The sequence below is a fragment of the Nocardioides sp. S5-5 genome (assembly GCF_054954065.1).
In genome coordinates this window covers 3,614,051-3,635,514 of record NZ_CP199913.1, presented here as the reverse complement: position 1 = coordinate 3,635,514, position 21,464 = coordinate 3,614,051, and the positions used below count along the sequence as shown (strand labels likewise).

19 protein-coding genes are annotated in these 21,464 nt (G+C 72.8%); 13 read left to right on the top strand and 6 right to left on the bottom strand.

Annotation, left to right across the window (positions count from 1 at the left end; all coding sequences use genetic code 11):
• Nucleotides 1–15 precede the first annotated feature (15 nt).
• Complete coding sequence (locus ACUP6Y_RS17420; protein ID WP_462552080.1) at nt 16–1,521, top strand: aldehyde dehydrogenase family protein; 1,506 nt, start codon at nt 16–18, stop codon at nt 1,519–1,521.
• Here ACUP6Y_RS17420 and ACUP6Y_RS17415 read toward each other — a convergent pair.
• Complete coding sequence (locus ACUP6Y_RS17415) at nt 1,478–2,413, bottom strand: DMT family transporter (RefSeq protein WP_462552079.1); 936 nt, start codon at nt 2,411–2,413, stop codon at nt 1,478–1,480. The genes ACUP6Y_RS17420 and ACUP6Y_RS17415 overlap by 44 nt on opposite strands.
• On the opposite strand from ACUP6Y_RS17415, the gene ACUP6Y_RS17410 reads away from it, so the two are divergent.
• The gene (locus tag ACUP6Y_RS17410) at nt 2,412–3,824 is read left to right on the top strand and encodes an aminotransferase-like domain-containing protein (protein WP_462552078.1); all 1,413 of its coding nucleotides are present in this window, start codon (nt 2,412–2,414) and stop codon (nt 3,822–3,824) included. The genes ACUP6Y_RS17415 and ACUP6Y_RS17410 overlap by 2 nt on opposite strands.
• Before the next feature lie 34 nt (nt 3,825–3,858).
• Here ACUP6Y_RS17410 and ACUP6Y_RS17405 read toward each other — a convergent pair whose 3' ends face one another.
• From ACUP6Y_RS17405 to ACUP6Y_RS17395, 3 genes are read right to left on the bottom strand one after another with little or no spacing between them, the layout of a single operon-like run.
• Entirely contained in the window at nt 3,859–4,587 is a 729-nt protein-coding gene (locus tag ACUP6Y_RS17405; protein ID WP_462552077.1) for a hypothetical protein, read from the bottom strand.
• Nucleotides 4,588–4,596: 9 nt separating this feature from the next.
• Entirely contained in the window at nt 4,597–5,286 is a 690-nt protein-coding gene (locus ACUP6Y_RS17400) for a response regulator transcription factor (protein WP_462552076.1), read from the bottom strand.
• Nucleotides 5,283–6,275, bottom strand: a complete 993-nt coding sequence (locus tag ACUP6Y_RS17395) for a sensor histidine kinase (RefSeq protein WP_462552075.1) — start codon at nt 6,273–6,275, stop codon at nt 5,283–5,285. The genes ACUP6Y_RS17400 and ACUP6Y_RS17395 overlap by 4 nt, the downstream gene beginning before the upstream one ends.
• 108 nt (nt 6,276–6,383) lie before the next feature.
• Between ACUP6Y_RS17395 and ACUP6Y_RS17390 the strand changes: the two genes are divergently transcribed.
• Entirely contained in the window at nt 6,384–7,052 is a 669-nt protein-coding gene (locus tag ACUP6Y_RS17390) for a hypothetical protein (protein WP_462552074.1), read from the top strand.
• Nucleotides 7,053–7,056: 4 nt separating this feature from the next.
• Nucleotides 7,057–8,223, top strand: a complete 1,167-nt coding sequence (locus ACUP6Y_RS17385) for a methyltransferase domain-containing protein (RefSeq protein WP_462552073.1) — start codon at nt 7,057–7,059, stop codon at nt 8,221–8,223.
• On the opposite strand, the gene trhA is transcribed toward ACUP6Y_RS17385, so the two are convergent.
• Both trhA and ACUP6Y_RS17375 read right to left on the bottom strand, forming a co-directional pair.
• A complete protein-coding gene (trhA, locus tag ACUP6Y_RS17380) occupies nt 8,208–8,948 on the bottom strand; it encodes a PAQR family membrane homeostasis protein TrhA (RefSeq protein ID WP_462552072.1) in 741 nt (246 codons plus the stop codon). The two genes, ACUP6Y_RS17385 and trhA, sit on opposite strands and share 16 nt — an antisense overlap.
• A gap of 105 nt (nt 8,949–9,053) precedes the next feature.
• Nucleotides 9,054–10,238, bottom strand: coding sequence for an AIM24 family protein (locus ACUP6Y_RS17375; protein ID WP_462552071.1), 1,185 nt, complete (start codon nt 10,236–10,238; stop codon nt 9,054–9,056).
• 89 nt (nt 10,239–10,327) lie between these two features.
• On the opposite strand from ACUP6Y_RS17375, the gene ACUP6Y_RS17370 reads away from it, so the two are divergent.
• From ACUP6Y_RS17370 to ACUP6Y_RS17330, 9 genes are all read left to right on the top strand, one after another.
• Entirely contained in the window at nt 10,328–11,101 is a 774-nt protein-coding gene (locus tag ACUP6Y_RS17370) for an isoprenyl transferase (RefSeq protein ID WP_462552070.1), read from the top strand.
• Nucleotides 11,102–11,155: 54 nt separating this feature from the next.
• The gene (locus tag ACUP6Y_RS17365) at nt 11,156–11,920 is read left to right on the top strand and encodes a siderophore-interacting protein (protein ID WP_462552069.1); all 765 of its coding nucleotides are present in this window, start codon (nt 11,156–11,158) and stop codon (nt 11,918–11,920) included.
• Entirely contained in the window at nt 11,917–12,366 is a 450-nt protein-coding gene (locus ACUP6Y_RS17360) for a DUF3817 domain-containing protein (RefSeq protein WP_462552068.1), read from the top strand. Before ACUP6Y_RS17365 ends, ACUP6Y_RS17360 begins: the two co-directional genes overlap by 4 nt.
• Nucleotides 12,367–12,403: 37 nt before the next feature.
• Nucleotides 12,404–13,723, top strand: a complete 1,320-nt coding sequence (locus ACUP6Y_RS17355) for a serpin family protein (RefSeq protein ID WP_462552067.1) — start codon at nt 12,404–12,406, stop codon at nt 13,721–13,723.
• A 339-nt stretch (nt 13,724–14,062) separates the two neighbouring features.
• Nucleotides 14,063–15,076, top strand: coding sequence for a phosphate ABC transporter permease subunit PstC (gene pstC / locus ACUP6Y_RS17350; RefSeq protein WP_462552066.1), 1,014 nt, complete (start codon nt 14,063–14,065; stop codon nt 15,074–15,076).
• A 1-nt stretch (nt 15,077) separates the two neighbouring features.
• The gene (gene pstA, locus ACUP6Y_RS17345) at nt 15,078–16,277 is read left to right on the top strand and encodes a phosphate ABC transporter permease PstA (protein WP_462552065.1); all 1,200 of its coding nucleotides are present in this window, start codon (nt 15,078–15,080) and stop codon (nt 16,275–16,277) included.
• Nucleotides 16,274–17,857, top strand: a complete 1,584-nt coding sequence (locus tag ACUP6Y_RS17340; RefSeq protein WP_462552064.1) for a substrate-binding domain-containing protein — start codon at nt 16,274–16,276, stop codon at nt 17,855–17,857. The genes pstA and ACUP6Y_RS17340 overlap by 4 nt, the downstream gene beginning before the upstream one ends.
• Nucleotides 17,854–20,430 carry a hypothetical protein gene (locus ACUP6Y_RS17335; RefSeq protein WP_462552063.1) on the top strand — a complete coding sequence of 859 codons (2,577 nt, stop codon included), beginning with the start codon at nt 17,854–17,856 and terminating at the stop codon, nt 20,428–20,430. The genes ACUP6Y_RS17340 and ACUP6Y_RS17335 overlap by 4 nt, the downstream gene beginning before the upstream one ends.
• Entirely contained in the window at nt 20,427–21,392 is a 966-nt protein-coding gene (locus tag ACUP6Y_RS17330; protein ID WP_462552062.1) for a sortase, read from the top strand. Before ACUP6Y_RS17335 ends, ACUP6Y_RS17330 begins: the two co-directional genes overlap by 4 nt.
• Nucleotides 21,393–21,464: the final 72 nt, after the last annotated feature.

Below are 21,464 nucleotides of genomic sequence, written 5' to 3'. Positions count from 1 at the left end.
GAGTAGGTTCGATCCGTGACCAGCACCGACGCCGCTCCCGCCGCTCCCGCCGCTCCCGCCGCGCAGACCTTCACCTCGCTCGACCCCGTCTCCGGCGACGTGGTCGGCACCCACCCGATCCACTCCGCTGCCGACGTCGCGGCCGCCGTCGCGACCGCCCGCAAGCAGGCAGAGTGGTGGCAGGCCCTCGGCTTCGACGGCCGCAAGCAGGCGCTGGTCCGCTGGCGCAAGGTGATCGCCCGGCGGATGGAGGAGCTGGCCGCCCTGATGGCGCGCGAGACCGGCAAGCCCGCCGGCGACGCCCTCCTCGAGACCGCGCTCGCGATCGACCATCTCGCGTGGGCCGCGGGCCACGCGGAGAAGGTGCTCAGGCGACGCAGCGTCTCGCCGGGCCTGCTGATGGTCAACCAGGCGGCCAGCGTGGAGTACCGCCCACTCGGCGTGGTCGGCGTCATCGGCCCCTGGAACTACCCCGTCTTCACGCCGATGGGCTCGATCGCCTACGCACTCGCGGCCGGCAACGCGGTCGTCTTCAAGCCCTCGGAGTACACCCCCGGCGTCGGCGAGTGGCTCGCCGCCACCTTCAAGGAGGCCGTCGGCCGGCCCGTGCTCCAGGTCGTCACCGGGTACGGCGACACCGGGGCCGCGCTCACCGCGGCCGGTGTCGACAAGGTGGCGTTCACCGGCTCCACCGCGACCGGCAAGCGGGTGATGGCGGCCTGCGCCGAGACCCTCACCCCGGTCGTGATCGAGGCCGGCGGCAAGGACGCGCTCATCGTCGCCGAGGACGCCGACGTCGCCGAGGCCGCCGAAGCGGCACTGTGGGGCGCCGCCGCCAACGCCGGCCAGACCTGCGCCGGCGTCGAGCGGGTCTACGTCCACGACCGCGTCTACGACCAGTTCCTCGACGAGCTGGTGACCCAGGCGAAGCAGCTCGAGGCCCGACCCGGCGGCCAGGTCGGCCCGATCACCATGCCCTCGCAGGTCGACATCATCCGCCGCCACATCGACGACGCGCTGGCCCGCGGCGGCCGCGCCCTGGTCGGCGGGCCGGTGCCCGAGGGCGCCCGGTTCGTGCAGCCGACCGTGCTGGTCGACGTACCGGAGGACTCGGCGGCGGTGCAGGAGGAGACCTTCGGCCCGACCGTGACGGTGTCGCGGGTCACGACTATGGACGAGGCGATCGAGCGGGCCAACGGCACCCGCTACGCGCTGGGCTCGACGGTGTTCTCGAAGAGCCAGGGCATGGAGATCGCCCAGCGTCTGCGCGCCGGCATGACCGCGATCAACGGCGTCATCTCCTTCGCCGGCATCCCGACCCTGCCGTTCGGAGGCGTCGGCGACTCCGGCTTCGGGCGGATCCACGGCCCCGACGGGCTGCGCGAGTTCACCTACCCCCACGCCATCGCCCGGCAGCGGTTCAAGCCGGCCATCGCGCTGACCACCTTCCGTCGCACGGCGAAGGAGGAGAAGCAGCTCACGAAGGTCGTGCGCGGGCTGTACGGGCGCGGGAGGTCGTAGCCCCCGCGGCGCAGGCGACCACCGCAAGCCCACCGCCGAGGGTGAGCCACGTGATCGGCTCGCCGAGCAGCAGGCCCGCCCAGACGATGGACAGCACCGGTTGGGCGAGCTGGACCTGGCTGACCTGCGCCATCGGCCCGATCGCGAGGCCGCGGTACCAGGCGACGAAGCCGAGGAACATGCTGACGCCGGCCAGGTAGGCGAAGCACAGCCACTGGGTCGGGCTCGCCGACGGCGGGTCGGCGGCCACGCTGGTCGCGGTCAGGGCGAGCATCGCCGGCGCGGCGAGCACCAGCGCCCAGGAGATGGTCTGCCACGAGCCGAGCTCGCGGGAGATCGCGCCGCCCTCGGCGTACCCGGTCGCGCAGGCGAGCACGCCCAGCACCAGCAGCAGGTCGGCGCGCTGGAGGTGTCCGGCCCCGCCGCCCTGCAGCACGGCGAAGCCGACCGCCGTCACGGCGCCCAGCGCGGCGAATGCCCAGAACGCACGGACCGGGCGCTCGCCGCTGCGCAGCACCACGATCACGGCCGTCGCCGCGGGCAGCATCGCGATCACGACGGCGCCGTGGCTGGCCGGCACCTCGGTCAGCGCGTACGACGTCAGCAGCGGGAACCCGGCGACCACGCCACCCGCGACCACGGCGAGACGGCCCCACTGCCGACCGTGGGGAAGGCGCTGTCGGGTGAGAGCGAGGGCGCCGGCGGCCAAGGCGGCGGCGACCACGGCGCGGCCGGCGCCGATGAACAGCGGGTCGAGTCCGCCGATGGCCACCCGGGTCAGCGGCACCGTGAACGAGAAGGCCAGGACGCCGAGCAGCCCCCAGGCGAGACCGGCGGGAAGACGGGATAGCGGATGCCGTCGCGGGGCGATAGCGCTACTCTGTTCTGACATGGAAAACGATAGCAGTGCGCGGATCGTCGCGGGTCTCCGCTCCTGGATCCGGAACGCCGCCACGGGGGCGCAGCTGCCGTCGTCGCGGCACCTCGTCGCGGAGTACGCCGCCAGCCCGGTCACCGTCCAGAAGGCACTGCGCCGGCTGGTGGCCGAAGGCCTGGTCGAGAGCCGCCCCGGCGTCGGCACCTTCGTCCGCGCGGTCCGGCCGGCCCGGGGCCCGGACTTCGGCTGGCAGACCGCCGCACTCCGCGCCCCGCGCGCGGATCTGGCAAGGGTCGCCGGTCCGCTGCAGACGGCGCCGCCCGAGGCGCTCTCGCTCCATGCCGGTTACCCGGGACCGGACCTGCTGCCCGGGCGGCTGGTCCGCACCGCGCTCGGCCGGGCCGCGCGGGGAGCGGCGGCCACCGCCCGACCGCCGGCGGCGGGGATGCCGGAGCTGCGCGCGTGGTTCGCCACCGAGCTCGCCGACGCGACCCCTGCCCATCTGAGTGCGGTCACGCCGAACGACGTCGTCGTCGCGCCCGGGTCGCAGAGCGCCCTGGCCTCGATCTTCCGGGCCCTCGTCGCTCCCGGCCAGCCCCTGCTCATCGAGTCGCCGACGTACTGGGGCGCGATCCAGGCCGCCCGTCAGGCCGGCGTCGAGCTGGTCCCGGTGCCGAGCGACGCGCACGGGCCGGACCCGGCCGAGGTCGACCGCTCCTTCCGGGAGACCGGCGCCCGTGCTCTCTACGCCCAGCCCAGCTTCGCCAACCCGACCGGTGCGCACTGGAGCGTCGAGCGCGGCGAGGAGATGCTCGACGTCGTACGACGCAATGGCGCCTTCCTGGTCGAGGACGACTGGGCCCACGACTTCGGCATCGACGCCGAGGTGCGCCCGCTTGCCGCCCGCGACGACACCGGCCACGTCGTCTACCTGCGCTCGCTGACCAAGAGCGTCTCGCCTGCGATCCGGGTCGCCGCGCTGATCGCGCGCGGGCCGGCCCGCGACCGGATCCTCGGCGACCGTGCGGCCGAGTCGATGTACGTCAGCGGACTGCTCCAGCAGGCCGCGCTCGAGGTCGTCAGCGACCCCGGATGGCGCACCCACCTGCGCCGGTTGCGCGGCCAGCTCCGCGAGCGGCGCGGCCTGCTCGTCGCCGCCGTCGGCGACCACGCGCCCTCGCTCGCGCTCGACGTCGTCCCGGCCGGCGGGCTGCACCTGTGGGCCCGGCTGCCCGACGGCACCGACGCCGACCAGGTCGTGCGCGACTGCGCGGCCGACGGCGTCTGGGTCGCGGCGGGCGACGAGTGGTTCCCGGCCGAGCCGCCGGCGCCGTACCTGCGGCTCACCTTCATCGGACCCGAGCCGGGGGGCTACCCGGACGCGCTGCGGGTCGTCCAGCGGGCGGTCCGGCTGCAGCACGCCTGAGCGGGCTGCAGGCCCCGATGTTCGGCCCCTTCCATCACGTCGCGCCCGGAGACTCGCGGTGGTGGTTGAGCACGGCGATCTTCTGCCAGATCTTGCGCTCCAGGGACACCGTGAGCGTCTCGACGGTGCTGACCGTGTCGAGCACGACCGGGTCGCGCGACGCCTCCGCGCACAACGCCGCGGTCTTGCCGATCAGGCTGAGCAGCTCCGAGCAGTAGTCGAGGTAGTGCTCGAGCTGGTCGGTGTCGAGGGTCATCTTGATGCTCGCGTCGGTGGGCACGAACTCGGTGCGCAGCCGTTCGGGATCCTTGGTCAGCTGGTGCATGTCGACGATGTGGGCCAGCGAGCGCAGCCGGTGGAGCAGCTCCAGGAGGATGGACCGCTGCAGCCGCTCGGGCACCGAGTAGAGGAACCAGATCGCCAGCGCCGCGAACACCAGGTCGTTGACCGCGCTCTCCAGCAGCGGGACCCAGGCCAGCCCGTCGTCGGGCGCGTCCGCGACCGCCGAGCGGACGGCCAGCGCCATCACCGCCCCGGTCACGACGAGGACCGCCACGATCCCGAACCGCGACAGCGGCCGCAGCCACGACCGGCGGCCCCGGGCCGTGGCCGTCGACGACTCGACCGTCTCCACCAGGCTCGCCAGCTCGCCGACGACCTTGGTCAGCCCGCGTCCCGGGAAGCGGGCGGCGATGCGCTGCTCGAGGCGGCGCACGGTGGCGAGGACCGGCGCGGCCTGGACGCGCTCGAGCGGGGACGGCACGGCCGAAGCCTACGATCCGGCCGCCGCTCCCGGGCGGATCCGGCCGCACTCGTAGCCCAGCACCACGAGCTGGGGGCGCGAGCGGCCGCCCAGCTTGGCGATCACCCGGTTGAGGTGCGTCTTGACGGTCGCGGTGCCGAGCACCAGCCGGGCCGCGATCTCGTCATTGGACAGCCCGCGGGCGACCAGGTCGAACACCTGGAGCTCACGCTCGGTGAGCTCGCCCAGCTCGGGGGGCACGCCGTGCGGTGGTGGCGGTCGTCGTACGTGCTCCTCGATGAGGCGCCGGGTGAGCGACGGCGCGAGCAGGGCCTCGCCCGCGGCGACCGTGCGGATTCCGTCAACCAGCCGGTCGGGCGGGGTCGCCTTGAGCAGGAAGCCTGCGGCACCAGCCCGGAGCGCCGCGTAGACATAGCGGTCCAGGTCATAGGTCGTCAGCACCAGGACCCGGGTGGGGCTGCCGCCCTCCACGATCTTCCGGGTGGCGGCGATGCCGTCGAGCAGCGGCATCCGGATGTCCATGAGCACGACGTCGGGGCAGTGTCGACGGACGGCGTCGACCGCCTGCCACCCGTCCGCCGCGGTCGCCACGACCGGACAGCCGCGGGCCTCGAGGACCAGCTCCAGCCCACTGCGGACCAGGTCCTGGTCGTCGGCGACGACCACCCGGAGCCCCGGGCCTGCCGGGAGCGCGGTCACGCCGGCTCCCGGACCAGCGGGAGCACCGCGACCAGCTCGAACCGGTCGCCGCCGACCGGACCGTGGCGCAGCGTCCCGCCGAGCAGGCCCACACGTTCGCGCAGACCGACCAGCCCCAGGCCCGAGCCCGCCCCCGTGCGGCCGTCGGTGCGGTTGGTCGTGCGGATGGTGAGGGCCGTCGGGGTGCCGACCACCTCGACCCGCACGGCGGCGTCGGTCGCGTAGCGCAGGGCGTTGGTGAGTGCCTCGCGCAGGACGCGGTACGCCGACACGTCGATCACCGGCGAGACCTGCTCCGGCAGGCCGTCGACGACGAGCTCGACGGCCAGGCCGTCCTGCTCGAGCTCGCTCACCAGGGCGTCGAGGTCGGCGATGCCCGGGACCGGCGCGAGGCCGAGCTCGTCGTCGGAGTCGCGGATCACACGCAGCAGTCGCCCCGTCTCGCCGATCGCGGTCCGTCCGGTCGACGCCACCCTGTCGAGCACGTCGCGGGCCGCCGCCCGTCGTACCAGCTCCTGCTCGCGCGCCAGGACGGCGTTGTAGTCGGCCAGGCGACGCACCACCCGTCCGACGACGTACGGCGGCAGCGTGATCGCCGCGACGAAGACCACGTCGTCCAGCCCCTTGTCCCGAGCATCGGCGAACGCGTAGCCGCCCAGCACGACCACCAGCACGGCGGCCACGCCGAGCAGGCCGCTGAGGTCGGGAACCCAGCGGGCCAGCGCATAGATCCCGATCGCGATGACCAGGAGCCCGGTGGCGGCCTCGTCGTACGCGGGACCGACGAACGGCAGGCCGGCCTGTAGCAGCAGCGCGGGCGTCGCGGTCAGCAGCGGCCACTGCCGCCGCCCAAGGAGCAGGGCGCAGGACGTGACCAGGACGACCGCGGCGACACCGCGGCCGTGGAGGTCGTCGAGCGACGCGAGCTCAGCGAGCCCGACGGCGCAGACGAGTGCCGGCAGCAGCCAGTCCGAGGCACGAACGCCCATGCCTGCAGGTTAGGACGGTCGGCGGTCCGGTGGAGTCGAACCTGGGGTTGAGGTGGTCCGAACTCCGCGCCGACGACAGGGCGGCCGTGGCGTTCCTAGCGTCGTGGCATGGACACTTCCACCACTCCCGACGCGGTCGCCGTCCGGTCCGACCGCGACCGCCTGATCGCCCGCCTCGCTCTGCCCAGTGCCTGCGGCGCCGTCGTCCTCGGCGTGTTGCACGCCCTCGCCCGCTACCGGACCGCCGATGGTGCGGCGGACCTGGACCTCGCGACCACGCGCTTCTGGGCCGAGCCCGCCGGCCGACTGTTGCGCCCGCTCCTCGACTGGGGCGATCCCGACGTCGTCTACGTGACCTACGGAAAGCTCTGGCTGCCGGTCTTCGTCGTGTTCACCCTCAGCGCGCTCGTCGCCTACCGGGCGCGCCGGCCGCGCGGCTTCGAGAAGGGCGTGTGGCGGGTCCTGCTGGTCGCCTACGCCGGTGCCTGCCTCAGCGTCGTGGGCGAGTACTGGACCCAGTGGGGCTCGGAGCCGAACGCCCTGCTCGACGTGGCCTTCCTCGTCACGATCCCGTTCGTGGTGGTCACCATGGTCGGCTCGACCGTCCTCGGGGTGACCCTGCTCGTCAAGGGCTACCGGCCTCGCGCGAGCGGGGTGCTGCTCGCGGCCGCCGTGCCCGGTCTCGTCGTCATCCCGATGTTCGTGTCGCTCGGGAGCATCGTGCTGCCGCTCGTCTTCGGCTGGGCGCTGGCCGTGCGTCGGGCGGGCCTACGATGAGTCCATGGGTCTCGCCGTGCTCGACTGCGCCCACCTCACGGCGGGGGAGTGCCGGTCCTGCACCTGGCTCGGGCGGCCCTACGACGACCAGCTGGCCGCGAAGCTCGCCGCGACCCGGGCCCTGATCGACGCGCCGGGGCTGGTCTGGCTGCCGCCGGTGACCAGCCCGGCCGCGGGCTTTCGCAACAAGGCGAAGATGGTCGTGGCGGGCTCCGCGGGCGCCCCGGCGCTCGGGATCCTCGACCCGGACGGCCGGGGCGTGGACCTGCGTGACTGCGCGCTGCACGAGCCGGCGATCGTGGCGGCGCTGCCGGTCCTGGCGCAGCTGGTGCGGCGCGCCGACCTGACGCCGTACGACGTGGGGTCGGCGGCTCCCGTCAGCCAGCGCGGCGAGCTCAAGCACCTGCTGGTGACCGCCTCGCCCGACGGCGAGCTGATGGCGCGGCTGGTGGTGCGCTCGACCGCCGTCGAGGCGCGGGTGCGCAAGCACCTGCCGTGGCTGCTCGGTGCCCTGCCGGGGCTGCGCGTGGTCACGCTGAACATCCAGCCGGAGCACCGTGCGGTCCTCGAAGGGGATCGGGAGGTCGTGCTCACCGAGGCCGACACCCTGCCCATGCGGCTGGGTGGGGTCACCCTGCACCTGCGCCCGCGCAGCTTCTTCCAGACCAACACCGCCGTCGCCGGTGCGCTGTACGCCGAGGCGGTCGCCTGGCTCGCCGACATCGCGCCGTCGAGGGTGGTCGACCTGTACTGCGGGGTCGGCGGGTTCGCGCTGCACCTGGCCGCGCCCGGCCGGCGGGTGAGGGGCATCGAGATCAGCGCCGACGCCATCGCCTCGGCCGAGCGCTCCCGCGACGAGGCGGGACTGCCGGGCGAGATCGACTTCGCGGTCGGTGACGCCACCGCGCCCGAGCACGCCGCCCTGCTCGCCGCGGCCGACCTGGTCGTGGTGAACCCGCCCCGGCGCGGCCTGGGCCGCGACCTCGCCGGGCGACTGGAGGCCTCGGGCGTGGCGCGGGTGCTCTACTCCAGCTGCAACCCGGAGACGCTGGCCCGCGACCTGGCCGACCTGGCGTCGTACCGGCCCGTGCGGGGGCGGCTGCTCGACATGTTCCCGCAGACCCCGCACGCGGAGGTGCTGGTGCTGCTGGAGCGTCAGCGCAGCGAATAGGTCGCCAGCGAGACGCCGACGTAGTGGGTCGCGAACGCGGCGATCGTGAAGCCGTGGAAGATCTCGTGGAAGCCGAACACCCGCGGCGACGGGTTGGGCCACTTGAAGCCGTAGACCAGCCCGCCCATCGTGTAGAGCGCGCCGCCGACGGCGATCAGCACGAAGATCGCGATCCCGATGCCGAGCCCGAGCGCGGTCGCGCCGTGGAAGAAGGCAGGAATGAAGAAGATCGCCGCCCAGCCGAGCGCGATGTAGATCGGTGCGGAGAGCCAGCGTGGAGCACCCGGCCAGAACAGCTTGAACGCGATGCCGAGCAGTGCGCCGGTCCACACCGTCGCGAGCATCACGACGCGGGAGGCGCCGTCGAGCAGGATCAGCGCGAACGGGGTGTAGGAGCCCGCGATGAACAAGAAGATGTTGGAGTGGTCGAACCGGTTGAGCACGGTCCAGACCTTCGGCGACCAGGTGCCGCGGTGGTAGAGCGCGGAGATGCCGAAGAGCATCAGTGCCGAGCCGGCGTACAGCGCCGAGCCGACCCGGGTCGTGGCGGTCGGCGAGAGACAGATGAGCACGATGCCGGCGGCCAGGACGAGAGGTGTCGAGACGAGGTGGATCCAGCCGCGCAGCTGGGGCTTGATCTCGGCGACCTTGTCGCTGATCTGCTCCCCGAGGTCGTCCAGTCGAGCGCGGACCTTCTCGTTCGCGTGCTGGATGGCCTGGTTCATGAACCGAGGGTACCCGCCGGGTGGGAACGCCACGACGGCCGGACGAACGTGATCTCACGCTCATCCGGCCGGCCGGCGCATGGCCCGTTCGGGCCATGCGGGTGATCAGGCGGTGTGGACCGGCGGGCCCTCGGAGGGCTGCACGATCACGAAGCCCGGACCCTGGAAGGACACCTGGAAGGCCTCGCCCGAGCCGCGGCCGATGAGGGCCCCGGCCGACATCGTGGAGCGCAGCGAGGTCTGCAGGTGGACCGACCAGGCGACCAGCGCGTTCGCGTCGGCGAAGGTCGGGGCCTCGGCGGCGTTGAGGACGACGGGGGCGCCCTCGGTGGTGATGGCGACCCAGCCGGTGCCGCGCAGGGTGGTGTTGAACAGGCCGCCGGCGGCGATGCTGCCGCCCTTGACCCGCTCGACGTTCCAGTCCAGCGAGGCGGAGAAGGCCAAGACGTTCTTGCCGCTCACCGACAGGCCGCTGTTGGTGAGCTGCAGGATGTGGACGTCGTGGGCGAGGTCGGCGAGGAAGACGTCGCCCTGGCCCTCGACCCGCATCAGCTGCAGGCCCTCGCCGGTCAGCGCCTTCTTGAGGAACTTCGCGGCCCCGCCGCCCTGGTAGTTGAAGTTGACATTGCCCTGGTAGGCGACCATCGAGCCCTGCTTGGCCATGAACGGCTCGGTGATCCGCACCCGCAGCAGCTTCTTGTTCTGCAAGATCGCGCCGGCGCCGTCGACCTCGCTGAACCGGCCGTCGATCAGCTCGCCGGAGATGCCGGCGAAGGCGTCGGACGGCACCTGCTGGGCGCCGGCCATCGGCTGGGCCATCGGCTGGGCCACGGGCTGCTGGGCGGGCTGGTACGACGGCGGCTGGCTCGGCGGGTACGCCTGGGCCGGCTGCTCGCCCCACGACTGGAGGGCCTGCTCGGGCTGGGCGGGTTGGGAGGCCTGGGAAGGCTGAGCGGCGCGCGGGGCGACCGCGGTGACGGCGTCGAAGGAGAAGGCCGGCTCGACCGGCTCGCTCGCGCCGCTGTCGGCGGGCTCCTCGGCGGAGTCGGCCGAGTCGGCGGAGTCGGTCTCGAACGCGGCGGCCGCGGCGGCCTCCTGGCTGCCGACCCAGACGTCGGCGGAGGATCCCGTGTCCGCCGTAGCGCCGGTGGCCTCGGCGTCGGCCGACGGGTAGAGCGGGTTGGTCGACTGGACGCCCTGGTCGGACACATGGTCGGTCCACTGGGAGCCGTCCCAGTAGCGGAGCTCGTGGCGTCCCGTCGGGTCCGGGTGCCAGGCGGCTGCAGTCATGGTCGTCCTATCTGTCGTCTGTCGGTTCTCAAGCTGGTCTCATCGTGTCAGTCGGGTGGGTGACCCGGAAGCCCGGCTAACATCGGGACGTGGCGGATTGGAAGCGTGGTGCGCGCAGGGTGCTCTACCCGGCGTACGAGGCACGCATGCTTCGCAGGATGCCGCGCAACCTGCCCAAGCACATCGGCGTGATGCTCGACGGCAACCGGCGCTGGGCCAAGGCGGTCGGGCGCGACACGGCCCACGGCCACCGGGCGGGTGCGGCCAACATCGAGCCGCTGCTCGGCTGGTGCGACGAGGTCGGCATCGAGGTGGTCACCTTGTGGCTGCTGTCCACCGACAACCTCAACCGGCCGGCCGAGGAGCTGGAGCCGCTGCTCGAGATCATCGTCGACGCCGTCGACTCGCTCGCCGACCAGCGCCGGTGGCGGCTGCACCCGGTGGGTGCCCTCGACCTGCTCCCGGACGCCGCGGCGAAGCGGCTCAAGGCGGCCGCGGAGGCCACGGCCGACGTCGACGGGATGATCGTCAACGTCGCGGTGGCCTACGGCGGGCGCCGCGAGATCGCCGACGCCGTCCGCTCCCTGCTCACCGAGCATGCCGCGCTCGGCACCCCGCTCGACCTGCTCGCCCAGCAGATCGACATCGAGCACATCGAGGAGCACCTCTACACCAAGGGTCAGCCCGACCCGGACCTGGTGATCCGCACCTCCGGGGAGCAGCGCCTCGGCGGCTTCCTGCTGTGGCAGAGCGCGAAGTCGGAGTTCTACTTCTGCGAGGCCTACTGGCCCGACTTCCGCCGCGTCGACTTCCTGCGCGCGATCCGGGCCTACGCCCAGCGCGAGCGTCGCTTCGGTTCCTAGGACCGTGCGACGGACTCCTGGGAGACCTGGGTCACACAGGTAGGCTCAGAACCCGTGAGCAAGCCCATCACGCTGCTGACCGTCGAGTCGACGGAGCAGCTCAGCCCGGCGATGATCCGGATCCGCTTCACCGGTGACCTGGATTCCTTCGCCGAGAGCACCTTCACCGACCGCTACGTCAAGCTCGTCTTCGGCGATCCCGCCGAGCTCGAGAACGGCGGTCGGCCCACGCTGCGGACCTACACCGCCCTCGAGCCCGACGTCGCGGCCGGCAGGCTCGCCATCGACTTCGTCGTCCACGGCGACGAGGGCATCGCCGGTCCCTGGGCCGCGAAGGCCCGGCCCGGTGACACCATCCACGTGCGCGGGCCGGGTGGCGCCTACGCCCCCGACCCCGCCGCCGACTGGCACCTCCTCGCCGGCGACGAGGCCGCGATCCCCGCGATCCGGCAGGCGCTGGCGGACCTGGCCGACGACGCGCAGGGCCACGTCGTGCTCCAGGTCGACGGGCCGGCGTACCAGCAGCCGGTCGCGACGCCCGCCGGCGTCGAGCTGACCTGGCTGCACCGCTCCGACCCGACCCACCCCGGGCTGGCCGCCGCCGTCAAGGCGCTGCCGTGGCGCGCGGGCCGGGTGCATGCGTTCGTCCACGGCGAGGGCCAGGCCGTGATGAAGGAGATCCGTCCCTACCTGTACGGCGAGCGCCAGGTGCCGCGCGCCGACGTGTCGATCTCGGCGTACTGGAAGCAGGGCCGCACCGAGGAGACCTTCCGCGAGTGGAAGGCCGATCTGGCCCGCACCGAGGAAGGCACGTCGTGAACACCCCCACCCGCCTGTTCCGCACGGTCGCGATCGCGGAGGCGATCACCTGGACGGGGCTGCTGCTCGGCATGTTCCTCAAGTACGGGCCGGCCGAGAACGAGACCGGCGTCCGGATCTTCGGGATGCTGCACGGCGTCGTGTTCGTCGCGTACGTCGTGACGACCGTCGTGGTCTGGGTGGACCGGCGCTGGTCGACGGGCCGGGGCCTGCTCGCGCTCGTGGCCGCCGTGCCCCCGCTCGCGACGCTGCCGCTCGAGTGGTGGGCGATCCGCAGGGGCTGGCTGGGCGACTCGTGGCGGCTGCCCGTCGGCGCCGGGAGCTCGCTGCCCGACCGGGTCGTCGCGTGGCTGCTCACCAGTCCGCTGCGCGGGCTGGGCGTCGGCCTGGTGGCCGTCGCCGCGCTGACCGGCGTCGCGCTGGTCGTGGGCCCGCCGGGATCCTGACCCGGAACCGATCCACCCGGCGGCGCGTCCCACGGGCATGACCGCCCTCGACCGTCGCGCCACCCTCCAGCTCGGCCTCGCCGGCCTCGTCGCCGGACTCCTCGCCGCCTGTGGCGACGAGGCGATCGTCGACCCGGAGCCGGCGCCCGCAGACCTCGACCTGGTCTCCTCCGACCTCCGCCGGGCCGCGGGCGACCCCGGCCTGCTCGCGCCGGTCGTCGCCGGCCTGGACCGCTTCGCCGGCAGGCTGTACGGCGAGCTGGCGCTCGCGGGCGGCAACCTGGTGCTCTCGCCGTACTCCGTGGCCGTGGCGCTGGGCATGACCCTCGCCGGTGCGGCGGGCAGCACCGCCGACGAGATCCGCACCGTGCTCGGGGTCGGTGACCTGGGGGAGCGCTGGCACCGCGGCGTCAACGCGCTGACCGCCCACGTCGAGGGACTCGCCGGGAGCCAGGAGCGGGCCGACGGCTCGACGGCCGAGGTCGCCCTGGGCACCGCCGACCAGCTGTTCGGGCAGCGGGAGGTGGCCTGGGAGGCCGGGTTCCTCGACCTGCTCGCCGAGGAGTACGGCGCCGGGCTGCGCACCGTCGACTTCGCGACCGCCACCGAGCGGGCCCGACTCGCGATCAACCAGTGGGTCGAGGGACAGACGCGCACGCGGATCGTCGACCTGGTGCCGGCGGGTGCCCTCGACGAGCTGACCCGACTGGTCCTGGTCAACGCGATCTACCTCAAGGCGCCGTGGGAGGAGCCGTTCGAGGAGAGCGCGACCACGACCGGGCCCTTCCGTCTCCTCGACGGCTCGAGAGTCGACGCCGAGCTGATGCGCCGGCCCGACCTCGCGACGTGGCTCGCGACGGGCGACGGTTGGCGTGCCATCGTCCTCCCGTACGCCGGCCGGCGGCTCGCGATGACCGTCGTCCTGCCCGACGAGGGTGCCCTGGACCACGTCGAGCAGCAGGTCCGCTCCGGCGGCTTCGCCCCGCTCACCGAGGCCGGCGAGCCGGCCACCGTCGACCTCATCCTGCCGCGCTGGACCTTCCGCACCGCCGCCCCGCTCAAGGCGGCGCTCTCGGCGCTCGGCATGCCGACGGCCTTCCTGGACGGTGCCGCCGACCTCACCCCGATGACCGAGGAGGACCTGCCGCTGGTGGTCTCCGAGGTCCTGCACCAGGGCTTCGTCGCCGTCGACGAGCAGGGCACCGAGGCCGCGGCGGCGACCGCGGTCGTGGTCCGGGTCGAGAGCGCACCGCTCACCGAGCCGTTCGTGGTCGACCGGCCGTACCTCTTCGTGATCCACGACGTCGAGCACCACACCCCGCTCTTCGTGGGTCGCGTGACCGATCCCACCGCCTGAGCCGCTCAGGCGGTGGGTGCCGCCGGATTGCCAGCTCGCGACGGCGCCGCCTCCCTGCGGAATCTCTTCATCAAAACCGGCGGCACCGTTCGGGTCCCGTTCACCGTCGTCACCCTCACTGGTCAGCCTTCGCCGTCAACGTTCCCGGTGGCTGCGCGGTCCCGCGCTGCTGAGACGGCCTTTCTCGGGTGGCCACGACCAGGTGGTGTGTCTGATGAATGCCTTGTCCGTCCGCGCGCCCACGGCACGGACCTCGCCGCGTTGGCCGTGCTCGACAGGCACGCACCGTAGGCACGCCGACGAACAAGTCAGTCATCAGACACACCACCGGGACCAGGTGTGACCAGCCTGCCCCTCGTCGATCCGAGCGGGCCCGATGTGCAGCCGCGCCGGATCTCCCGCAAGGCCACGGGCGCCGACGCGGTGTTCGTGAACGTGTCCCGGGCGATCGGCGCCTCCGTGCTGGTCATCACCGGCGGCGTCGGGCTGTTCCTCGGCTGGCAGGCCTTCCCGACGCTCCAGCGCTACGGGTGGCGCTTCTTCACCGAGTCCGACTGGCTGCCCGAGGCCGACGTGCTCGGCATCGCCGCCGTGCTGGCCGGCACCCTGCAGATCGCGGTGGTCGCCATGGTCATCGCCTTCCCGCTGGCGCTGACGACCGCCCTCTACATCTCCGAGTACGCCCCGGCCCCGCTGCGCTCGGTGCTGGTGTCCCTCGTCGACCTGATGGCCGCGATCCCGTCGATCGTCTACGGTCTGTGGGGCTTCTTCCTCGTGATGCCGCACGCCGCGGCCTTCGCCACCTTCCTCCAGCGGCACCTCGGCTGGATCCCGGTCTTCGACGTCAAGGACACCGACCCGGACGCGGCGATCTGGGACGCCAGCCGCTACACGGCAAGCGCCTTCTGCGCCGGCATCGCCGTGGCGATGATGGTGCTTCCGATGGCGTGCGCGGTGATGCGCCAGGTGTTCAGCCAGACCCCTCCGGGCGAGAAGGAGGCCGCGCTGGCCCTCGGCGCCACCCGCTGGGGCATGATCCGCACCGTCGTGCTGCCCTTCGGGCGCGGCGGCATCATCGGCGGCACCATGCTCGCGCTCGGCCGCGCGCTGGGCGAGACGATCGCGGTCCTGCTGATCATCTCGCCGTCCTTCGACCTCAAGCTCCGCCCGCTCGAGATCGGCACCAACAGCGTCAGCGCGCTGATCGCCGGCCGCTTCGGCGACGCCAGCGCGAGCCAGCTCTCCGCGCTGCTCGCGGCCGGCTTCGTGCTGTTCATCATCACGCTCGCCGTCAACACGATGGCCGCCGTGGTCGTCAGCCGCAGCCGCTCGGGCGCCGGGGCGGAGGCCTGAGATGACCACCACACCGACCTCGCCGACCTCGCCGACCTCGCCGACCTCGCCGGTCACGCCGGTCACGCCGCGCGGCGTCACCGTCCTGCCGTCGTACGACGACGACACGCCGCCCGCACGTCCGCGCCCCTCCCTGGGCCGCCCCAGCCCCGACGAGCGGTTCGTGCGCTGGGGCTCCTGGGCCTCGGCGCTGGGCCTGGCCTGGCTGGTCACCCAGCGGATGCTGCCGCTGCCCGGGCCGGCCTGGTTCCTCGTGGTCTGGTTCGTCCTGGGCCTGGTGGTCACCGCCGTCCTGTCGGCGCTGACCGTGTCGATGGTGGAGGTGCGCGACCGGGTCGTCGCCGCCGTGGTGACCGGTGGCGCCCTCGTCGTGGGCGCCGCGCTGGTGAGCACCCTGTCCTTCATCGTGCTGCGCGGCTGGCGGCCGCTGCTGCACGCCAACTTCTTCGTCGACGACATGGCCGGCGTCGGTCCGAAGGATCCCTTCGACATGGGCGGCATCGCCCACGCCGCCGTCGGCTCGATCATCGAGATCGGCATCGCCCTGGTGATCGTGCTGCCGCTCGGCATCGGCACCGCCATCTTCATGACCGAGGTCGGCGGTCGCTTCGCCGGGCTGGTGCGCACCATCGTCGAGGCGATGACCGCGCTGCCCTCGGTGGTGGCCGGACTCTTCGTCTACACCACGGTCATCGTGGTGGCGGGCTGGCCGCGCTCCGGCCTGGCCGCCGCCCTGGCGCTGGCGGTGATGATGCTGCCGATCGTGGCCCGGGCCGCGGACGTGGTGCTGCGCGTCGTACCCGGCAACCTGCGCGAGGCCGGGCTCGCGCTCGGGGCCAGTCGCTGGCGGACCGTGTGGCACGTCGTGTTGCCGACCGCCCGCCCCGGCCTCGCGACCGCCGTCATCCTCGGCGTCGCCCGCGGCGTGGGGGAGACCTCGCCGGTGCTGCTCACCTCGGGCGCGGCCGCGTTCCTGGTCGTCGGTCCCACCGACGGGGTGATGAACTCGCTGCCGCTCTACATCTACACGACCGTCCGCAGCGGTGAGCCCCAGGCGATCACCCGGGCCTTCGCGGCCGCGACCGTCCTGCTCGCGCTCGTGCTGTTCCTGTTCGTCCTCGCGCGGGTCGTGGCCCGCCCGAGGAAGGCGAGGAAGACCAAGTCCACCCGGCCCCGTGCCCCGAAGGAGATCAACTCGTGAAGCGCCGAGTACGCGCCGTGGCGGCCCTGCTCGCCGTCGTCTGCGGCATCAGCCTGCCCCTGGCCGCGTGGGGCGCCGTGCCCTACGCCCAGATCGAGGGCACCGGCTCGACGTGGTCGGAGCTCATCGTCCAGCAGTGGATCGCCGACGTGAACGCCAACGGCATGAAGGTGGTCTACACCGGCGGCGGCTCGACCAAGGGACGCAAGGACTTCGCCAACAACAGCGTCGACTTCGCGATCTCCGAGATCCCCTACCAGGGCACCGACGAGCAGGGGCAGGCCGACACCAGCCAGGGCCGCTCGTACGCCTACCTGCCCATCGTCGCGGGAGGCACCGCCTTCACCTACCAGCTCAAGATCGGCAACGAGCAGGTCAAGAACCTGCGCCTGTCCGGTGAGACGCTGGCGAAGATCTTCACCAACCAGATCACCAACTGGAACGACCCCGCGATCGCCAAGGACAACAACGGCCGCAAGCTCCCGGCCCTGCCGATCATCCCGGTGGTCCGCTCCGACGGGTCCGGCACGACGGCGCAGTTCACCACCTGGATGGACAAGCAGTATCCCAGCGTCTGGCGGGCCTACTTCGGCCGCTCCGGACTGACGTCGTACTACCCCAAGAAGTCCGGCAGCCGAATGGTCAGCCAGGCCGGCTCCGACCAGGTGATGAACACGATCAAGGGCTTCTCGGGCAACGGGATGATCGGGTACGTCGAGTACTCCTACGCGATCAACGCCCACTACCCCGTGGTGAAGGTGCAGAACGCGGCCGGCTACTTCGTGGAGCCCACCCAGTTCAACACGGCGGTGGCGCTGACCCAGGCCAAGATCAACATGGACACGACGTCGCCGCTGTACCTCACCCAGAACCTCGACGGCGTCTACACCTACGACGACCCGCGGTCGTACCCGATCTCGTCGTACTCCTACATGCTGCTGCCGACCGGCGCGAGCGACCAGCGGATGTCGACCGCCAAGCGGCAGACGCTGGCCGACTTCATGTACTACTCGCTGTGCACCGGGCAGACCAAGGCCGGCGCCTACGGCTACTCGTCGCTGCCGCTCAACCTGGTCCAGGCCGGCTTCGACCAGATCGCCAAGCTGAAGGCGGCCGACCCGGCGGTCGAGCTGACGAACCGCGACGTCAAGAGCTGCAACAACCCGACCTTCGACGGCAAGAACCCCGACAAGAACCTGCTGGCGCAGAAGGCACCGAAACCGCCCGACTGCGACAAGGAGGGCGCCGGCCCGTGCGGCTACGACACCGGCACCGGCACGCCCGCCACGGACGATCCCGCGGCGGCCCCGGACGCCGCGGCGGGCGCCGAGGCGCCCCCCGCCGCCGTCGACCCGGCGACCGGGCAGGAGGCGCCCGTCACGGCCGATGGCACGGTCCCGGTGTCCAGCTCCATCCAGCCGGTCACCGCCTCGCCCGACACCCTGTCCGCCGAGCGCGACGGCGACCGCCGGCCGTTCGGCTGGGTCGTCGTGCTCGAGCTGCTCGCGCTGGTGCTGCTGCCCGGGCTGCTGGCCGCCACCTTCCGGCGCCGCCTCGCCGCTCGAGGAGGAGCCCGGTGAGGGGCCACCGCCTGGTCCGCATCGGCCTGGCGGCGCTCGTGGTCGCCGTCTGCGCGGGTACCGGCGTGGCCGGCCCGGCGAGCGCCGACCGACCGCAGCCCGTGACCCCGCGCGCGGCGGTCGCGGGCGACGCCTGGAGCCAGACGCACTCGATGGAGCGCGAGCTGGTCGCCGCCGACGGCTCGTCGACCGCGATCTCCGACCCGAGCACCGGGAGCCCCTGGCAGGTCACCGTCAACGCCGACCACACCCGCAACCTGCGCGGTCGCGAGCGGGTCGGCATCACCTGGAGCGGCGCCCAGCCCAGCGGTGGGCGGGCCAACGACCCGTTCGGCCCCGGCGGCATGAACCAGGAGTACCCCGTCGTCGTCCTGCAGTGCCGCGGGACCGGCGACGACGTCAAGCCGGAGAGCTGCTGGACCTCGTCGTTCGGACAGCGCTCGCAGGTCTCGAAGTCCGCCAGTGACGCCACCTGGACCGAGGACCTGTACGCCGTCGCGGCGGACACCGCCAAGGTGACCAGCAGCAAGGGCGAGGTCCCGGACGCCGCGGAGTGTCCCAACGTCGACCGCAGCGGCCTCCTCTACACCCGGCTGGTGCCCTTCGTGAGCGCCAAGGGCCAGGTGTTCCCGGCGTGCGACGCGAAGACGATGCCGCCCGAGGCGGCCGCCGACGCGGCCCTGCCGGCCAACGAGATCGCGGCGTACACCGATGCGGACGGCAAGGGCCAGGTCCAGTTCGAGGTTCGTACCGACGTCGAGAACGAGTCCCTCGGCTGCAGCAAGACGGTGGCCTGCTCGATCGTGGTCGTGCCGATCGTCGGCATCAGCTGCGAGGCCGGCTCGACCGCCGTCGAGCGTGACCTCACCGTCGTGGAGAAGTCCTGTCGGCGTACCGGCCAGTTCGCGCCCGGCTCCAGCAACTTCACCAACGTCGGCGTCGACCAGGCCGTCTCGCCGGCGCTGTGGTGGGCGCAGTCCAACTGGCGCAACCGGTTCGTGATCCCGGTGACCTTCGGCGACCCGCCGGACACGTGCGACATCCTCGACTCGCGCGCCCCCACCGGCTTCTACGGCTCCGAGCTGCTCGCCCAGGCCGCCCTGCAGTGGGCGCCGGCGTACTGCCTGAACAAGTCGCGGTTCAAGTTCCAGCACAACCAGATGCCCGACCAGGCCGGGTTCTCGCTGATGGCGTCGGGTGGCGGCGCGGCGGCCCTGGTGTCGTCGAAGTACGAGACCGAGGGCGACCCCGTCGGCTATGCACCGACCGCCCTCACCGGCTTCGGCATCGGCTACGTCATCGACCGCCCCGGCAACGCCGGCGAGTTCACCGACCTGCGGCTCAACGCCCGGCTGCTCGTGAAGCTGATCACCCAGTCCTACACGGGATCGAGCTTCGGCTCCGGGCATCCCGGCATGGAGCAGAACCCCTGGGTGATCATGAAGGACCCGGAGTTCATCGCGCTCAACCCCGGTCTGTCCCAGGAGGCCCAGGAGGCGGGCGCGGCGCTGCTGTCGCTGTCCAACTCCTCCGACGTGATCCGCCAGCTCACCGACTACATCGCCAGCGACAAGGCGGCGATGGACTTCGTCAGGGGCAAGCCGGATCCGTGGGGGATGCGGATCAACCCGTCGTACAAGAAGATCAAGCTGCCCCGTGAGGAGTGGCCGCTGCTCGACGCGTACGTCCCCAAGGGCGGCACCGACTGCAAGGCGAACAACCCGTCGACGTACTTCAACGACCTCGCCGCGCCGGTCTCGACGATGCGCAAGATCGCCGAGGCGCTGCTCGACGCGTGGCCGAACGTGCAGACCCGCTGCGACACCGACCTCAGCGTCACGCCGCCGATCTACAAGCTCGGGCGCACCGAGCGCCAGCACTACGGCGACCGGTTCATGCTCGGCATCGTCAGCCTCGGTGACGCGCAGCGCTATGGCCTGCGCACCGCAGGGCTGGAGACCCGCAGCGGTCGGTACGTCGCGCCGTCCGCCGACTCCATGACGGCCGCGGTCAAGGTCGCCAAGCCGCAGGGCAGGCGCGGACCGTTCGTGATGGACATGGCCAAGCTGCGCAAGGCCGGCAACGCCTACCCGGGCACGATGATCGTCTACACCGCCGCGCGGCTGCGGAACCTGGACAAGGAGGACGCCGCGAAGGTCGCCCAGTTCGTCCGGATCGCGACGACCGAGGGCCAGCGTGCCGGCAGTGGCAACGGCGAGCTGCCCGGCGGCTTCGTGCCGATCAGCGACGAGGGCGCCACGCGTGGCCTCTACGCCCGCGCCCAGGCCGTCGCTCGCGCGATCGAGAGGCAGCAGACACCGGCCGCGCCCCCCGAGGCCGGCGGCGCGACCGTGAACCCGGGCGCGCCCGTCGCGGAGCCCGCGGGCGACCCGGCGCCCGCCGCGCCCGTCGCCGGTCCCGTGGCGGCACCGGAGGCCGTGACCATGCCGCCCACCCAGCCCGTCTCGTCGGCCTGGAGCGGTCGTCTGCTGCCCGTGCTGCTCGTGCTGGGGCTGGTCTTCCTCGTGGTCAGCGGGGCCTCCCGCGTCGTCTTGCTGCGGAGTCGTCGATGACGACGCTCGACGACTCCCGGGTCGCCGTGGAGCAGACCGTCCCCCGGGAGCGCGGACCGCGGCTCCGTCGCCGCCCCCCGCAGCGGCGCGCGCCCCGCCCGCCCGCGCCGGACGGACCGCCGAGCCAGGCGGAGACCGTCAGCGCCGCGGTCAGCACCTCGGCCACGATGGCCGCGCTCGTCACGCTCTGGATGGCGCTCCAGATGCTCTTCCTGGGCGGTGTCGCCCAAGAGCGCAGCCAACACCTGCTCTACGACGAGTTCCGGGCCGAGGTCGCCGCGGCGACCGCGACCGTCGGACCGGTCACCGAGCCGGGCGCGCCCGTCGCGCTGCTCGCCATCCCGCGGCTCCAGGTCCAGCAGGTCGTCGTCGAGGGCACCGCCTCCGGCGACCTGCTCGCCGGCCCCGGCCACCTGCGCAACACTGTGCTCCCCGGCCAGGCCGGTGTCTCGGTGGTCTTCGGCCGCGCCGCGACGTACGGCAGCCCCTTCGCCGGCCTCGGCGACCTGGAGCCGGGGGACCGGATCGAGATCACCGTCGCCCAGGGCCGCGTGGCGTTCACCGTGCGCGACCTGCGCCGCTCGGGCGACCCGCTGCCCCAGCCGTTGGCAGCCGGCAGGGCCCGGCTGACGCTGGTCACGGCCGAGGGGCACGGCCGGCTCGGGGCGATCGCCCCCGGTGAGGCCCTCTACGTCGACGCCGAGGCCGACTCGGCGTTCCCCGCCCCGTCCGGCCTGCCGCCGACGGTCCCCGATTCGGAGCAGCCGATGGGCGTCGACGCCGGGGTGCTGCCCCTGCTCGCCCTCGATCTCGCGCTGCTCCTGGCGTTGACCCTCGGGGTCATCGCCGCCCGTCAGAGATGGTCGCTGGTGCACGTGTGGGTGGTCGCTACCCCCCTCGCGATCGCCCTGGCCTGGGTGACGACCGACGCAGTGATGCGGCTCCTGCCCAACCTGACCTGATCGCCGCCGCCGGCGGTGTCCTCGCTGCGGCTGCACCAGCAGCCGCACAACCCTCACAGAAAGTCGAACACG

Coding starts and splice junctions, on each gene's coding strand:
- ACUP6Y_RS17410 (WP_462552078.1), top strand. CDS start 2,412: ATGGAAAACGATAGCAGTGCGCGGATCGTCGCGGGTCTCCGCTCCTGG.
- ACUP6Y_RS17415 (WP_462552079.1), bottom strand. CDS start 2,413: ATGTCAGAACAGAGTAGCGCTATCGCCCCGCGACGGCATCCGCTATCC.
- ACUP6Y_RS17395 (WP_462552075.1), bottom strand. CDS start 6,275: ATGGGCGTTCGTGCCTCGGACTGGCTGCTGCCGGCACTCGTCTGCGCC.
- ACUP6Y_RS17390 (WP_462552074.1), top strand. CDS start 6,384: ATGGACACTTCCACCACTCCCGACGCGGTCGCCGTCCGGTCCGACCGC.
- ACUP6Y_RS17385 (WP_462552073.1), top strand. CDS start 7,057: ATGGGTCTCGCCGTGCTCGACTGCGCCCACCTCACGGCGGGGGAGTGC.
- trhA (WP_462552072.1), bottom strand. CDS start 8,948: ATGAACCAGGCCATCCAGCACGCGAACGAGAAGGTCCGCGCTCGACTG.
- ACUP6Y_RS17375 (WP_462552071.1), bottom strand. CDS start 10,238: ATGACTGCAGCCGCCTGGCACCCGGACCCGACGGGACGCCACGAGCTC.
- ACUP6Y_RS17355 (WP_462552067.1), top strand. CDS start 12,404: ATGACCGCCCTCGACCGTCGCGCCACCCTCCAGCTCGGCCTCGCCGGC.
- pstA (WP_462552065.1), top strand. CDS start 15,078: ATGACCACCACACCGACCTCGCCGACCTCGCCGACCTCGCCGACCTCG.
- ACUP6Y_RS17330 (WP_462552062.1), top strand. CDS start 20,427: ATGACGACGCTCGACGACTCCCGGGTCGCCGTGGAGCAGACCGTCCCC.